This window comes from Streptomyces sp. ISL-43 (assembly GCF_018614195.1).
Classification (GTDB): domain Bacteria; phylum Actinomycetota; class Actinomycetes; order Streptomycetales; family Streptomycetaceae; genus Streptomyces.
This window is the reverse complement of record NZ_JAGGOT010000071.1, coordinates 85,821-101,558: the sequence shown is the minus strand read 5'-3', so window position 1 is coordinate 101,558 and position 15,738 is coordinate 85,821. Positions and strand designations below refer to the sequence as shown.

At 69.3% G+C, this 15,738-nt stretch carries 10 protein-coding genes; 3 read left to right on the top strand and 7 right to left on the bottom strand.

Annotation, left to right across the window (positions count from 1 at the left end; translation table 11 throughout):
* Positions 1-202 precede the first annotated feature (202 nt).
* On the bottom strand, positions 203-1,762 hold the full coding sequence (locus tag J7F03_RS34310) for a hypothetical protein (protein WP_214956495.1): 1,560 nt from the start codon (positions 1,760-1,762) through the stop codon (positions 203-205).
* 243 nt (positions 1,763-2,005) lie between these two features.
* Between J7F03_RS34310 and J7F03_RS34305 the strand changes: the two genes are divergently transcribed.
* Entirely contained in the window at positions 2,006-3,079 is a 1,074-nt protein-coding gene (locus J7F03_RS34305; protein WP_214956493.1) for an LCP family protein, read from the top strand.
* An 82-nt stretch (positions 3,080-3,161) separates the two neighbouring features.
* On the opposite strand, the gene J7F03_RS34300 is transcribed toward J7F03_RS34305, so the two are convergent.
* From J7F03_RS34300 to J7F03_RS34275, 6 genes are all read right to left on the bottom strand, one after another.
* Positions 3,162-4,676, bottom strand: coding sequence for an amino acid permease (locus J7F03_RS34300; protein WP_214956491.1), 1,515 nt, complete (start codon positions 4,674-4,676; stop codon positions 3,162-3,164).
* A 121-nt stretch (positions 4,677-4,797) separates the two neighbouring features.
* Complete coding sequence (dxs, locus tag J7F03_RS34295; RefSeq protein ID WP_214956489.1) at positions 4,798-6,714, bottom strand: 1-deoxy-D-xylulose-5-phosphate synthase; 1,917 nt, start codon at positions 6,712-6,714, stop codon at positions 4,798-4,800.
* A 250-nt stretch (positions 6,715-6,964) separates the two neighbouring features.
* Positions 6,965-8,254: a sugar ABC transporter permease gene (locus J7F03_RS34290; protein WP_214956614.1), complete on the bottom strand. Its 1,290-nt coding sequence runs from the start codon at positions 8,252-8,254 to the stop codon at positions 6,965-6,967.
* Positions 8,255-8,280: 26 nt separating this feature from the next.
* Complete coding sequence (locus J7F03_RS34285; RefSeq protein ID WP_112447331.1) at positions 8,281-9,069, bottom strand: ATP-binding cassette domain-containing protein; 789 nt, start codon at positions 9,067-9,069, stop codon at positions 8,281-8,283.
* Between the two features lie 162 nt (positions 9,070-9,231).
* Positions 9,232-10,344, bottom strand: coding sequence for a sugar ABC transporter substrate-binding protein (locus J7F03_RS34280; protein ID WP_214956487.1), 1,113 nt, complete (start codon positions 10,342-10,344; stop codon positions 9,232-9,234).
* 118 nt (positions 10,345-10,462) lie between these two features.
* Positions 10,463-11,677, bottom strand: a complete 1,215-nt coding sequence (locus tag J7F03_RS34275; RefSeq protein ID WP_214956485.1) for an ROK family transcriptional regulator — start codon at positions 11,675-11,677, stop codon at positions 10,463-10,465.
* Positions 11,678-12,256: 579 nt separating this feature from the next.
* Here J7F03_RS34275 and mgtA point away from each other — a divergent pair.
* Both mgtA and J7F03_RS34265 read left to right on the top strand, forming a co-directional pair.
* Complete coding sequence (mgtA, locus tag J7F03_RS34270; protein ID WP_214956484.1) at positions 12,257-14,980, top strand: magnesium-translocating P-type ATPase; 2,724 nt, start codon at positions 12,257-12,259, stop codon at positions 14,978-14,980.
* A gap of 34 nt (positions 14,981-15,014) precedes the next feature.
* Positions 15,015-15,737 (top strand): MgtC/SapB family protein, encoded by a 723-nt coding sequence (locus J7F03_RS34265; RefSeq protein ID WP_214956483.1) that lies wholly within the window; start codon positions 15,015-15,017, stop codon positions 15,735-15,737.
* The last annotated feature ends 1 nt before the right edge of the window (position 15,738 follow it).

The following is a 15,738-nucleotide window of genomic DNA, read 5'->3' as shown; positions in this document are numbered from 1 at the left end:
TTCTCTCTGGGGCTGAGGCCGCATCAACCAACGGGTCCGGACGTCGCGATGACGTTCGAAAGGCTTCCCCGTGACGGCATCAAGCCTTCACCCGACCTTTACCTGGAGTGGCGATCGTACCCCTCAATCAGGTAACAGGTAAGTAACGGATAAAACCCTGAGCGGGCTTGAGTCCCTTGCGGACTCGCCCCGTCCGCCCCCGTCAGCGGGATAGATCAAGCCAGGGCTCGAATTCCAGCCCCGGGCCATTGGTCACCTGTCGCGCCACCGCGAGACGGGCTCCGGACCCGATTGTGATGACGATCACCGTTCCGTCGTGCTTCCGAACGGCCACGGGAGGCATCAGGGCCCGCTGGGCGGTGGAAATCCACCAAACCCCGCCGTCGGGGCGTCCGTCCACATACGCCCCGATCGCGCAGTTTCCCTGCTCGTCCTCGACGGCCAGCACCGTGCAGCTCCAGCCGTCGATGTGGACGCCCGCCGCGCCGTTCGCCCTGCCGCGCGCCGCCGGGCCGTTCAGGCTCATCGGCCCGTACGAGCCGAGCGGCCACTGGCACAGCTCGCCGCTCTCGGCGTACCGGTACCTGAGCGCCCCGCTCTCGGGCGCCGCGGCGAGACTCCCCGCGAGGGCATGGACGTTCGGGCTGAGGTCCACCGCCCACCTCGCGTCGGGGCGGTGCCAGCGGACCAGGCCCGGCTTGCCCTCGTGGCGTGCGTAGAGCTCGACCTTCCCGTCCGCACCCCGCAGCGCGACCATCTCGTCCTCGACCCTGGCGCCCCTGAGCAGGCCCCAGCTCGACCAGACCCCGTCGGGCCGCCTGCGGCAGGCGTTCACGTGGTGCCCGTCGTTGCGGACGAAGACGTGCAGCGTCCCGTCGGCGTCGTAGGCGGCGACCGGGACGCCGATGAAGCGCCCGCGCAGCGGCTCGGAGCGGTGCGGGTTCATCTGGTGGTACCAGGGGCCCGGCGGCCGGCCCGACTGGTACTGGGTCACGTGCCCGACGTCGATGTTCCACTCGCCGTCGGCCGGCCCGGTCCGACGCAGGCCCATCAGCTCGACATAGCCGTCGGGATCCTGCAGGACCGTCAGCGCGGGCAGCATGCCGGGGGCCTCCAGCAACTCCGGCCCCGTCCAGTTCCCGTCGGCGCCCTCGGTCCACCGGGCCACCGCGCCCGGTACCGGCAGATAGGCGGAGACCCTGCCGTCGCTGCCGCAAACCGCCCAGGCGGAGGGCGCCGGATACCGCGAGCGCGAGGCGGGGGCCGGCCAGGCCTCGGTGTCCAGGACCCGGCAGTCGGTGAAGACGGGGCGCCCGGTCTCGGCCTGGTACTCCTCGACCGCGTCGAGCACGGCGATCGCCAGGGCGCTCTCCCGCTCCCCCCGCGCGCCCTCCTCCCGAAGGGCCAGCGGGTCGCAGGTCAGTACCCGGTCCGGCGCCACGGCGCGCAGTTCGCGCAGCAGCGCCCGGACCGGATCGTCCGCGGGCAGGGTTCGCGGGGGGCCGTCCACGGGGCAGCCCCGGCCGGCGGCCTCCTCGGCGGCCCGGGTGAAATCGGCCCGCTCCTGAGCGGTACCGGCCTCGAGGCACAGCACGGTGACCGGCCCGGTACCCGGTTCCTCGCGCAGGAACACGGCGGCCGTGCCCGGCCCGGGGGTGACGATGAGGATCCGGCTGCTTTCGGCCGCTCCCGCGAGCTGCCTCGTGGGCTGCGGCTCAGTGCCGTGGCGGTCACCTCGTCGACGACCGGCCGAGTACCCCATGGATCCCGCTCCTTTTTCCTTGCCCGCCGTGTGTTTCCGCATGTGATCGGCGCCCACGATAGGGGCACTCCCGTTCGACGTGCACGTTTGCCTATAGTGGCCCCGGTAAACGCGCCGCGCGGGCGACTCCAGTACCCGGCTCGAGGTCCGCCGCACACGCGATCCGGCCGCTCGCGCCTCCCCACCATGCTGGCGCTCGCATCCTACGACCGCCGACCACCGGGATCAGAGGACACCTACGGCATGACTCAGGCAACCGACGCACCTCCGCGCTCCCGCAAGGCCCCGCGAAGAAGCAGCCGCAAGAAGCGGGTGTTCCGTGTCGTCGCACTTGTTCTGCTCGCCCTGCTCCTCATAGCCGGCGGCGCCGGCTGGTGGGCGTACAGCCACCTCAACGGCAACATCGACAGCGTCGACCTGGACCAGGCGATCGGTGTCGACAACCGGCCGGCGAAGGTCGTCGCCGGTGCGCAGAACATCCTCGTACTGGGCTCCGACTCGCGCGCCGGGGCCAACGCCGAGCTCGACCACGGCGACGTCAGCGGCGCCCGCTCGGACACCGCGATGCTCGTGCACGTACCCGAGGGCCGTAAGAAGGCAACCGCGGTGAGCATCCCGCGCGACACCCTCGTGACCCGGCCCGAGTGCAAGGACGGCGACGGCAAGACCGTCAAGACGGCGAACCGCGTCATGTTCAACTCCGTCTACTCCGTGGCCGGCCCCGCCTGTGTCGTCAAGACCGTCGAGCAGATGTCGGGCATCCGCGTCGACCACTTCGTCGAGGTGGACTTCGCCGGCTTCAAGGGCCTGGTGGACGCGCTCGGCGGAGTGAACGTCACCATCGAGAAGCCGATCAACGGCGGATCGGGCGGCCTGAAGCTGGACCCGGGCACGCACCGCCTGGACGGCACCGACTCCCTCAAGTTCGTCCGTACCCGCCACGGCTACGGCGACGGCAGCGACCTCGGACGCATAGGCCTGCAGCAGGAGTTCATGATGGCGATGCTGTCCGAGATCAAGCGGCAGGACACCTTCGGCAACCCGGCCCGGCTCTACAAGCTCGCCGACGCCGGCACCAAGTCGCTGACCACCGACTCCGAACTCGGCTCCCTGAAGGGCCTGTCGGACTTCGCCCAGAGCATGAAGGGCGTGGACCCCGACACCATGGAGACCATCATGCTGCCGGTCGCCTACGACAAGATCGACCGGAACCGCGTCATAGCGGCGGAGCCGCAGGCCGGCCAGCTGTGGGAAGCCCTGCGCAACGACCGGACGATCCCCGCCTCGGCGAAGAAGTCCCCGGCGACGGGCGGCTGACCGACCGCCGGCTCGGCCGGGGCCGGTCGCGAGAGCCCTCCGGGCTCTGCGACCGGCCCCGTCGTCATACGGCGGCCTGGGGTCAGCGTCCCTCGCGGATCGGGTTCGGCGTCATGCCCTCGCCCCGCCCCAGCCGGCTGTGCTGCTTGCCGTAGAGGAAGTAGACGAAGAAGCCGACGACCATCCAGATACCGAAGCGCAGCCAGGTCTCGGCCGGCAGGTTGAGCATCAGCCAGACCGACGCGGCGATCGACAGGATGGGGACGAGCGGCACCCACGGGGTGCGGAAGGACCGGTGCAGGTCGGGCCGGGTGCGGCGCAGGACCATCACGCCGAGGGCCACGACGACGAAGGCGAAGAGCGTGCCGATGTTCACCAGGGTCGCCAGTTCGTTGATGCTGGTGAAACCGGCGACGATCGCGATGACCACGCCGAGCAGGATCGTGGGCCGGTAGGGCGTACGGAACTTCGGGTGCGTCCGGGAGAAGAAGCGCGGCAGCAGTCCGTCGCGGCTCATCGCGAAGAACACCCGGGTCTGGCCCAGCAGCAGGATCATGCACACGGTGGTCAGGCCCACGGCCGCGCCGAAGCTGATGATGCCTCCGAAGACCGGATGGCCGGCGGATTTGAAGGCGTCGGCCAGCGGGGCGCTGACGGAGAGCTCCTTGTAGTTCTGCATGCCGGTCACCACGATCGAGACCGCCACGTAGAGCACGGTGCAGATGACCAGCGAGCCGATGATGCCGCGCGGCATGTCCTTCTGCGGCAGCTTGGTCTCCTCGGCCGCGGTGGCCACCACGTCGAAGCCGATGAAGGCGAAGAAGACGACGGAGGCCGCGGTGAAGATGCCCATGACGCCGAAGTTGGTGGGCTCGTAGCCGAAGAGCAGCTGGACGAGCGGGGCGTCGAGCCCGGCGCCGCCGGGCTGGGGCTCGGCCGGCGGGACGAACGGGTCGTAGTTGGACTTGGTGATGAAGAACAGGCCGGCCACGATCACGATGAGCACCACCGTGACCTTGATCGCGACGACGACCGCCGTGATCCGCGCCGAGAGCTTCACCCCGATGACGAGGATCGCCGTGAGGACGAGCACGAGCACAAAGGCGAGCAGGTCGAAGGTGCCGCCCGCCACGTCCGGCCCCTGGAGGGAGGCCGGCAGGTGGATGCCGGCGTTGTCCATGAGCGAGCGCACGTATCCCGACCAGCCGACCGCGACGACGGCGGTGCCGAGCGCGAACTCCAGCACCAGGTCCCAGCCGATGATCCAGGCGGGCAGTTCGCCGATCGAGGCGTAGGAGAACGTGTACGCGGATCCGGCCACCGGCACGGTCGAGGCGAACTCGGCATAGCACAGTGCCGCGAGCGCGCAGACGACTCCGGCGGCGACGAACGCGAGGGCGGTGGCGGGTCCGGCGGTCTCCTTGGCGACTTTGCCAGTGAGGACGAAGATGCCGGTACCGATGATCACGCCGACGCCGAAGACGGTCAGGTCCCAGGCCGAGAGCGATTTGCGTAGTGCGTGCTCAGGCTCTTCCGTGTCGCGGATGGACTGCTCGACCGATTTGGTACGGAAGGGGCTGTTCAGATTCCTACTCACCGACGCACCTCACAGAAGAGACCGCATCGAAACGAAACGGGCCGGAAGGCCCACCCCCCAAGGGTGACCCTTCCGGCCCGTAGCCTGCAACCGCAGATGATCAGCGCCCGCGGGCCGCCGGTCAGTCGACGGCGGCCGCCGGCTCGCTGTCGTAACGCCCGTCCAGCTTGGCCACCAGGCCGGTGACCTGCCGCGCGATGTCCGGGGCGGTCAGACCGATCTCGGCCATGACCTCCTTGCGCGTGGCGTGGTCCAGGAAGCGCTGCGGAATGCCGAAGTCACGCAGCGGTACGTCGACGCCCGCGTCCCGCAGCGCCTGCGCGACGGCGGAGCCCACGCCGCCGGCGCGGCTGTTGTCCTCGACGGTGACGACCACGCGGTGGCGGTCGGCGAGCGGGGCCAGGGCCTCGTCCACCGGCTTGACCCAGCGGGGGTCGACCACGGTCGTCGAGATGCCCTGCTTGTCGAGGAGGTCGGCGATCTCCAGGCACATCGGGGCGAGCGCGCCGACCGAGACGAGCAGTACGTCCGGCCGGGTGACCTCGTCGCCCGGACGGAGCAGCACGTCCATGCCGCCGATCTTGCCGATGGCCGGGACGGCCGGGCCGACGACGCCCTTGGAGAAGCGCACCACGGTCGGCGCGTCCTTCACCAGGACGGCCTCGTTCAGCTGGGCCCGCAGCTGCTCCGCGTCGCGCGGGGCGGCCAGGCGCAGGCCGGGGACGACCTGGAGGATGGACATGTCCCACATGCCGTTGTGGGAGGCGCCGTCGGTGCCGGTGACGCCGGCCCGGTCCAGGACGAAGGTGACTCCGCACTTGTGCAGGGCCACGTCCATCAGGACCTGGTCGAAGGCGCGGTTGAGGAAGGTGGCGTACACCGCGAAGACCGGGTGGGCGCCGCCGGTCGCCAGGCCCGCCGCCGAGGTGGCGCCGTGCTGCTCGGCGATGCCGACGTCGAAGATCCGGTCGGGGTAGGCGTCCGCGAACTTCTTCAGGCCGACGGGCTGGAGCATGGCCGCGGTGATGGCGACGATGTCCTTGCGCGCCTTGCCGAGCTTGACCATCTCGTCGGCGAAGACGGAAGTCCAGCTGGCGGCATCGGTGCTGACGGGGAGGCCGGTGTCCGGGTGGATGACGCCGACCGCGTGGAAGCGGTCCGCCTCGTCCTGGACGGCCGGCTCGTAGCCCCGGCCCTTCTGGGTGAGGCAGTGGACGATGACCGGTCCGCTGAAGCGCTTGGCTCGCTGCAGGGCGGACTCCAGGGCCTCGATGTCGTGGCCGTCGATGGGACCGATGTACTTCAGGCCCAGGTCCTCGAACATGCCCTGCGGCGCGATGAAGTCCTTGAGGCCCTTCTTGGCGCCGTGCAGGGTCTCGTAGAGCGGCTTCCCGACGACCGGGGTGCGCTCCAGCAGGTCCTTGCCGCGGGCCAGGAAGCGCTCGTAGCCGTCCGTGGTGCGCAGGGTGGCCAGGTGGTTGGCGAGGCCGCCGATGGTGGGGCCGTAGGAGCGCTCGTTGTCGTTGACGACGATGACGAGGGGGCGGTCCTTGGCGGCGGCGATGTTGTTCAGCGCCTCCCAGGCCATGCCGCCGGTCAGGGCGCCGTCACCGATGACCGCGGCGACGTGGTGGTCCTCGCGGCCGAGCACCTCGTTGGCCTTGGCGATGCCGTCGGCCCAGCCCAGCACGGTGGAGGCGTGCGAGTTCTCGATCACGTCGTGGTCGGACTCGGCGCGCGAGGGGTAGCCGGAGAGGCCGCCCTTGGTGCGCAGGCCGGCGAAGTCCTGACGGCCGGTGAGCAGCTTGTGGACGTAGGCCTGGTGGCCGGTGTCGAAGAGGACCTTGTCCTTGGGCGAGTCGAAGACCCGGTGCAGGGCGATCGTCAGCTCGACCACACCGAGGTTGGGGCCGAGGTGCCCGCCGGTCTTGGAGACGGCGTCGACGAGGAAGGACCTGATCTCGGCGGCGAGCTGTTCGAGCTCCTCCTGGCTGAGCAGGTCCAGATCGCGCGGTCCCTTGATGCGGGTCAGCAGCACCCGTGCCTCCTTGCAGTTGCTTGCTGGTCTGTCGAGTCTAATGTTCCGCTCGCGGCGGGCATCATCGGGCGTACCTGTCGGGTCGCACCTTTGTCATACCTGTACACACGTGCGCGAAGTCACACCCGCCAAATGGGCGCAGACCCGTACAGGCGTACGTAAATATCTACGCACAGGTGCCCGGCGCCACACGTAGTGGCACCGGGCACTGTGACGGTTCTTACCGCCGCGTCACTCGCAGATCGCTCGATCAGGCGCGTCCGGCCGTCTTCTGCGTCTTGCGGGTGATCGAGTCGATCACCACGGTGGCGAGCAGTACCGCGCCGGTGATCATGTACTGGATCGGCGTCGCGATTCCCTCCAGGGCCAGACCGTACTGGATGGACGTGATGACCATGACGCCGAGGAGGGCGTTCCAGGTCCGGCCGCGGCCGCCGAAGAGGCTGGTGCCGCCGATGACGGCCGCCGCGATCACGTTCATCAGCAGGTCGCCCGCGCCGGCGCTCTGGTTGGCCGCCGCGATCTTGGAGGCCCAGAAGAGCCCGCCGATCGCCGCGAAGGTGCCGGCGATCGCGAACACGGTGATCCGGACCCGGTTCACGTTGATGCCGGCGCGCCGGGAGGCCTCGACGCTGCCGCCGAGCGCGAAGACCTGGCGGCCGAAGGTGGTGCGCCGCAGGACGAAGTCCGTGGCGACCAGGGCCAGCAGGAAGAGCACCACCGCGAGCGGCAGGCCCTTGTACTGGTTGAACACGACGGCGGGGCCGAAGGTGAACAGCGCGAGGAGCCCGGTGCGCAGCAGGATGTCGCCGAGCGGCCGGGAGGGGACCCCGGCGGCCTCGCGGCGCCGCGCGTCGAAGAACGTGGCGAGGAAGTACCCCACCACGGCGAGGGCGGCGAGCCCGTAGCCGATGGCCACGTCCGAGAAGAAGTACGTGGTCAGCTGCCCGACCACGCCCTCGGAGTCGAGGTTGATCGTGCCGTTGCTGCCGAGGATCTGCAGCATGGCGCCGGACCAGAAGAGCAGGCCCGACAGGGTGACGGCGAAGGCCGGGGCACCGATCTTGGCGAAGAAGAAGCCGTGGAGGGAGCCGATCAGGGCGCCTCCGGCGATCGCCGCGAGGATGGCGAGCCATTCGTTGACGCCGTGGGTGACCGCGAGGACCGCGACGATCGCGCCCGACACACCGCTGACCGAGCCGACCGAGAGGTCGATCTCGCCGAGCAGCAGGACGAAGATGATGCCGACCGCCATCATGCCGGTGGCCGTCATCGTGATCGCGATGTTGGTGAGGTTCTCCGGGCCGAGGAAGTTCGAGTTCAGGCCCTGGAAGATGCTCCAGATGATGATCAGGCCGAGGACGACGGGCACGGAGCCCAGGTCGCCGGACCTCAGCTTGCGGCCGAACTCGTTCATGTATCCGGCGAGGCCCTGCTCGCGCACGAGCAGCCGGGGGTCCACGGCCGGGATGGCGTCGTGCGCGGCGGCCGGGTTGACCGGGTCGATGTGCTGCGTCCGGCCTGCGGGGCCCTTGCCCAGCGGACCGGCGGCATGCTTATGGGTGCTCACTTGCGGGCCTCCCCCGTACGGGCCGCCCGGCGGGTCACGGCGTTGTCCGTGGCCCCGGTGATGGCGGAGATGATCTCTTCCTGCGAGGTGTCCTTCACGGAGAAGACGCCGTTGTTGCGGCCCAGCCGCAGTACGGCCACCTTGTCGGCCACGGCCTTCACGTCGGCCATGTTGTGGCTGATGAGGATGACGGCGTGGCCTCGCTCGCGCAGCCGCTCCACCAGGTCGAGCACCTGTGCGGTCTGCTCGACGCCGAGGGCGGCGGTGGGCTCGTCGAGGATGACGAGCTGGGGCTCGCCCAGCATGGAGCGGGCGATCGCCACGGTCTGGCGCTGGCCGCCGGAGAGCGAGGCGATGGGGATGCGGACGCTGGGGATCCGGATGGACAGGGTGGTCAGGAGCTCGCGGGCACGCCGCTCCATCTCCACCTCGTCGAGGATGCCGCGCCGCTTGAGCTCACGGCCCAGGAAAAGGTTGCCGACGACATCGATGTTGTCGCACAGCGCGAGGTCCTGGTAGACCGTCGCAATGCCCAGGTTCTGGGCGTCGTGGGGCTTGGTGATCGAGACCGGGCGGCCCTCCCACTCGATGACTCCGTCATCGATGGGGTGCACGCCGGCGATCGTCTTGACCAGCGTGGACTTACCGGCGCCGTTGTCGCCGACGAGGGCGACCACCTCGCCGGAGTGGATCTCGAGTTCTACGTCGGTGAGGGCCTGAACGGCGCCGAACCGCTTCGAGACCCCTCGCAACGCCAGTACGGGCGCAGCGGACACATGAACCATCTCCTTGCCGCCTGACCGGCGGGGATGTCGTGCAAAAGAGCAGGACCACAGGGGTATTGGATGAGGTGAATCGTTTCTGTCCGGCGCCCCGCCAGTGGCGGGAGGGAGGCGGGAGCGCCGGACAGGCATGGGGCCGGCTCGGAGGACCGAGCGGCGGGGGCCTTACTTCAGGCCGAGGGTGGCGCAGGCGGCCGCGTACTTGTCGGTGCAGATCTCGTCGGCCGAGTAGACGTTGTCCCGGATGACCGTGTCCTTGATGTTCGCCTTGGTCAGCGAGACGACCGGGATCAGCAGGGACGGAATGCCCTTGGCGGAGGGGCTATCCACCTTGGAGGTGGTGATGACCTCGAGCCGGTCGCCCTTGGCGAGCGCGACGGCCATCTTCGCGGCGGCCTCGGCCTCGGGGGCGTACGGCTTGTAGACGCTCATGAACTGCTCGCCCGCGACGATGCGCTGCACACCGGCGAGTTCGGCGTCCTGGCCGGTGACCGGGGGCAGCGGGGAGACGCCGGCCGCCTTGAGGGCGGTGATGATGCCGCCGGCCATGCCGTCGTTGGCGGAGTAGACGCCGATGACCTTGTCCTTGCCGAGCGCCGAGAGAGCGGCCGCCATGTTGGTGTTGGCGTTCTCCGGCTTCCACTCGACGGTGTCGTACTCCTTGCCGACGTTCACCTTGCCGTCGAGGACGGAGTGCGCACCGGACTTGAAGAGCTTGGCGTTCGGGTCGGTGACCGAACCGTTCATCATGACGATCTGGCCGTCCTTGGCCTTGTCGCCCAGCGCCTCCAGCAGCGCCTTGCCCTGGACCTTGCCGACCTCTTCGTTGTCGAAGGAGGTGTAGGCGTCGATCGGGCCCTCGGCCAGGCGGTCGTAGGCCACGACCGGGATGCCGGCCTCCTTGGCCTTCTTGACCGAGCCGGCGATCGCCTTGGAGTCCACGGCGTCGATGATCAGGACGTTCACCTTGTTGGTGATCATCGTGTCGACCTGCGAGTTCTGCGTGGTCGCGTCCTGCTTGGCGTTGGCGTAGACGACCTCGCCCTTGCCCGCGGTGAGGTCGGCGACCGTCTTCTCGATGAGCGGCTTGTCGAACTTCTCGTAACGCGCGGTCTGGTTCTCCGGCAGGAGCAGGCCGACCTTGATCGCGTTGCCCTTGACGGTGGCGGTGGAGTCCTTCTTGTCGCCGGACTCCTTCGCACTGCCGCAAGCGGCGAGCGAGACGGCCATGGCGCTGGCGGCGACGGCTACGGCAGCTCTGCGCATACGCGTGTTCATTACTTGAACCTCCCTGACGAGGCCGCAACACTGCGGCCGAGGTGGATGTGAGTCAACCCCGGCCGCAAGTTTGCCGTCAAGGAGTGAATCCTTAACGAGATGACAACGGTGCCATCCGTTATCTAACTGAAGACAAGACGGCTGGTGCTCGCACTCCACTGCTATTTTCCGCCAAAAGCGTCGAATCGCCCATTTCGCTGAGCACGAGGGCCAGTGCTCCCAGCACCTCCGCGCGGCCCCCCAGCGACCCGGTCAGGACCGACAACTGCCTGGCCGCGCTGGGGATCGCGTACCTCCCCACGGATTCACGTATGGGGGCCAGCACCAGTTCACCGGCGTCGGCCAGCGAGCCGCCCAGGACCACCCGGCTCGGGTTCAGGAGGTTGCACAGGCTGGCCACTCCGCTGCCGATGTGGCGGCCCACGTCGGTGATGACGCGGCGGCAGCCGGGGTCCCCCTCCCGCGCCAGCTCCACCACCCGCTCCATCGTCAACTCCGGGCCGTGGCTGCTCTGCAGGAGCGGCAGCACGTACCGCGCGGCGGCGAAGGTCTCCAGGCAGCCGCGGTTGCCGCAGCGGCAGACGGGGCCCGATTCGTCCAGCGTGATGTGCCCGATCTCGCCGGCCGTGCCGCCCGGTCCGCGGTAGATCTGACCGTTGATCACCAGCCCCGCGCCGACACCGCTGGCGACCTTGATGTAGGCCAGGTCTTTTACCCCGCGGCCGCTACCCCATACGAGTTCCCCGAGCGCCCCGAGGTTCGCGTCGTTGTCCACGTAGACGGGCACGCCGAGGCGCCGCGAGAGCTCCTGGCGCGGGTTGATCCCGGCCCAGCCCGGCAGGATCGCGGTGGAGCCGAGGGTGCCGGACTCCACGTCGATGGGGCCCGGTACGCCGAGCCCGACGCCGATGACCTTGTCGCGGCCGACCCCTATGCCCTCGATGAGCCGTCCGACCAGGGATTCCGCCCGGTCGAAGCCGTCCACCCAGGAGGCGTCCACGTCCAGCGGCTCGGCCTCCTCGGCCAGTACCTGGTGGGCCAGGTTGCCGACGGCCACCCGCAGGTGGGTGTGGCCGAAGTCGACGCCGATCACGATGCCCGCGTCACCGCTGAGCGAGACGCTGCGCGCGCGCCGGCCCCCGGCCGAGGTGTCCGTGACCTCGACGGTCCCGGCCTCCCTGAGCTCGCGCACGATGTTGGAGACCGTGGCCGCCGACAGTCCCGTGCTCCGGGCGATCTCGGCCTGGGTCAGCGAACCCGCGAGCCGTACCGCCCGTACGACGCGCTCCAGATTCGCGCGATGCAGTGAAGACTGCGATCCGGGAGTCTGCACGACTCATCCACTCCTGCCCATAAGCGACGGCAAGCCGTCGCCCCCCGGCCGGGACCGTAGCGGCTGCGTGCTCCGAGACCCCGGCGTCTCTCCAACTTGTGAACCTTAAGTCGAGCCTTTGCGCCTCAAGACGTCAAGGGGCCGACGCAGCACGAATCGGCCACTACCGGTCATAAGTATGAGAGAAACCTCCATCCGTGTCGTGCTACGTTCGCTGAGGCGTCGGTCTTCCACGGTCTTCACGGCCGGATCGGGCGCCCTCCGTGATGACAGCGCTACGCAAGGAGGTGTTCGGGATGAGTCCCGATCGAAGTCCTTGCAGCGCTCTCTTCGGCTGACCGTCACCGACGGGCCGATCTTTCCCGAGTGTGTACGGCCGCGGCTCCGCGCCGCCCCCGTGCGTTTCTGCATTCATCTTCGTCACCCCTTCCGCATGACCTGACGCGCCCGTCAGGCCTGCGTCATCCATGCCCATCGGCCTGCCCGCGGCCCTGTGTGCCACTTCGCGCCGACCCATGATCACTCCACGTGACCGCTCGGCTTCGCGCTGCCCGGACACCGTGGAGGGAGGTTTTCGTCATGACCATGCTCACCCCTCGTACCCCCACGAAGCTCGCACCCCCGGGCAAGGCCCGCCGCGAGCGCAAGGCCGCCGAGCTGGAGGCCCGTACCCGGATCGTCGGCGAGCGGCTCGCCGGGTCCAGCGCCCGCCCGACCGTCCAGGTCCTGCAGGAAGTGGACGCTTCGCGCAACGGCCTCACCCACACCGAGGCCGCGCTGCGCCTGGAGCGCCACGGCACGAACGTCATCGCCCACGAGCGTGCCCCGCGCTGGTGGTTCCAGCTCGCGAAGGCGTACTGGAACCCCTTCATCGGGGTCCTGGTCTTCCTGGCCGCCGTCATGTACTGGCAGGACCCTGCCGACCCGGGCGTCATCATCCTCTCGGTGATGGTCGGGATCAGCGGACTGCTGCGCTTCTGGCAGGAGTTCCGCTCGGGCCGGGCCGCCGACGCGCTCAAGAAGCTCGTCACCACCACCTGCGCGGTGCAGCGCCGGGCCGGCAGCGGCTCCGGCCCGACCACCTTCGAGGTCCCGATGGACCAGGTGGTCCCGGGCGACGTGGTCAAGCTGGCCGCCGGCGACCTGATCCCGGCCGACCTGCGGCTCATCACGTCCAAGGACCTGATGGTCAGCCAGGCCACGCTCTCCGGCGAGTCCCTGCCGGTCGCCAAGGCCGACACCCGGACGGAGGACCTCGGGCAGTTCGAGACCACCGACCCGGTCGAGGCCGACAACCTCTGCCTGATGGGCACCTCGGTCACCTCGGGCACCGCCACCGGTGTCGTCGTCGCCACGGGCGCCGACACCTACTTCGGCTCGATGGCCGGCTCCCTGGTCGGCGAGCGCCCGGAGACCAACTTCGACACCGGCGTGCGCAAGGTCAGCTTCCTGCTGATCCGCTTCATGCTGGTGATGGTCCCGATCGTCTTCATGATCAACGGCTTCACCAAGGGCGACTGGGAGGCCGCCTTCCTCCTCGGCATCGCCGTGGCGGTCGGGCTGACCCCCGAGATGCTGCCGATGGTGGTCTCCGCCAACCTGGCGCGCGGCGCGATCGCCATGTCCAAGCGCAAGGTCGTCGTCAAGCGGCTGAACGCGATCCAGAACCTGGGCGCCATGGACGTGCTCTGCACGGACAAGACCGGCACCCTCACCGAGGACCGGATCGTCCTGGACCGCTACCTGGACGTGCACGGGAACGACGACAACGAGGTCCTGGAGTACGGCTACCTCAACTCGCACTTCCAGACGGGCCTGAAGAACCTGATGGACCAAGCGGTCATCGACCGCGTGGGCGAGGCCGAGGAGGTTGTCGTCGATGCTCGGTTCTCGATGGTCGACGAGATCCCCTTCGACTTCGCACGGCGCCGGATGTCCGTGGTCCTCAACCGCAACGGCATCGTGGGCGACCTCGGCCGCTCCGAGCACGTCATGATCACCAAGGGCGCGGTCGAGGAGGTCCTCGACCTGTGCACCCACATGACGGACCGCGGGCAGCGGGTCGAACTGACCGAGCAGCTGCGCTGGCACGTCACCCGCATCGCCGAGCACAACAACCGTCGAGGCCTGCGCGTCCTGGCCGTGGCCACCCGCACGATGGACACGCCGCGCGACACCTACACCGTCGCCGACGAGGACCGGCTGACCCTGGTCGGCTTCCTCGCCTTCCTCGACCCGCCGAAGGCCGACGCCGCCGTGGCCCTGCAGGGCCTCGCCGACAAGGGCATCGCGGTCAAGGTCGTCACCGGCGACAACGAGCTGGTGGCGGCCCGGGTCTGCGCCGACGTCGGCATCGACGTGGGCCACGTGGTCTCGGGCAGCAGCGAGCTCGACGCCCTGGACGACCCGGCGCTGCGCGCGCTGGCCGCCCGTACGACGGTCTTCGCCAAGGTCAACCCGGTCCAGAAGGCCCGGATCGTCCGGGCCCTGCGGGCCGACGGCCACACGGTCGGCTTCCTCGGGGACGGCATCAACGACGCGGCCGCGCTGCGCGACGCGGACGTCGGCATCTCGGTCGACACCGCCGTCGACATCGCCAAGGAGTCCGCCGACATCATCCTGCTGGAGAAGGACCTGACCGTCCTGGAGCAGGGCGTGATCCAGGGCCGGACCACCTTCGGCAACACGATCAAGTACATCAAGATGACGGCCAGCTCGAACTTCGGCAACGTCTTCTCGGTGCTGGTGGCGAGCGCCTTCATCCCCTTCCAGCCGATGCTGGCGATCATGCTGCTGGTCCAGAACCTGGTCTACGACATCGCCCAGCTGGCCACGCCGTGGGACCGGATGGACGAGGAGTACCTGCGCAAGCCCCGTAACTGGGACGCCAAGGGCATCGGCCGCTTCATGCTCTGCATCGGCCCCATCAGCTCGATCTTCGACATCGCGATGTTCGTGATCATGTGGAACGTGTTCGCCGCCAACAGCGAGGCGAGCCAGGCGCTCTTCCAGTCCGGCTGGTTCATCGAGGGACTGCTCTCGCAGACCCTGATCGTCCACATGATCCGTACCCGCAAAATCCCCTTCATCCAGTCCCGCGCCTCCTGGCCGGTGATGGTGACGACCGTCCTCGCGGTACTGACCGGGCTCTTCCTGCCCTTCTCCCCGCTGGCCGAGTCGCTGGGCTTCGTGGCCCTGCCGGCGAGCTACTTCCCGTGGCTGATCGGCGTACTGCTCGCCTACTGCACGCTCACGCAGCTGCTGAAGACCGTGTACATCCGCAAGTTCGGCACCTGGCTGTAAGAAGCCGCGCGCAAGAGGAGATAAGGAAGGGCCGATGCGTCTCACCGAATGGGAGATGGCCGGGCACCTGGCCGCGGCGCTCGGATTCGGGGCGGCGATCGGCCTGGAACGGCAGTGGCGGGCCCGGATGGCGGGCCTGCGGACCAACGCCCTGGTGGCGGGCGGCGCCGCGCTGTTCGTGCTGCTCTCGCAGTACGGGTTCATGAGCGAGGTCTCGCAGGTCCAGTACGACGGCTCGCGGGTCGCCGCCCAGATCGTCTCGGGGATCGGCTTCCTCGGCGCCGGCGTGATCATGCGCGACGGGCTGAGCGTACGGGGCCTGAACACGGCCGCCACCCTGTGGTGTTCGGCGGCCGTGGGCTGCCTCGCCGGCACCGGGATGTTCGTCCTGGCGGCCTTCGGCACGGCGGGCGTGGTGGGAGCGAACCTCGTGCTGCGCCCGCTGGGCCGGCGCATGGACCGCGAGCCGGGAGGCGGGGCCGAGGTGGCCACCGACTTCCACTTCGAGGCCGTGTGCCTCGAGGCGGAGGAGGCCCACATCCGCCACCGGCTGGTCGACACCCTGGGCCGGCCCGGCTACCAGCTGCGCTCGATCCGCAGCCAGGACGGCCCGAAGGCCGGCCTGGTGACGGTGTCCGCGCTGCTGACCGCCGAGGGCGGGGGGGGCCGGATGCTGGAGGAAGCGGTCAGCAACCTCTCGCTCGACCCCTCCGTCTCGGCGGTCAGCTGGTCGGTCGTGCCCGACCCGTCCGCTTGAC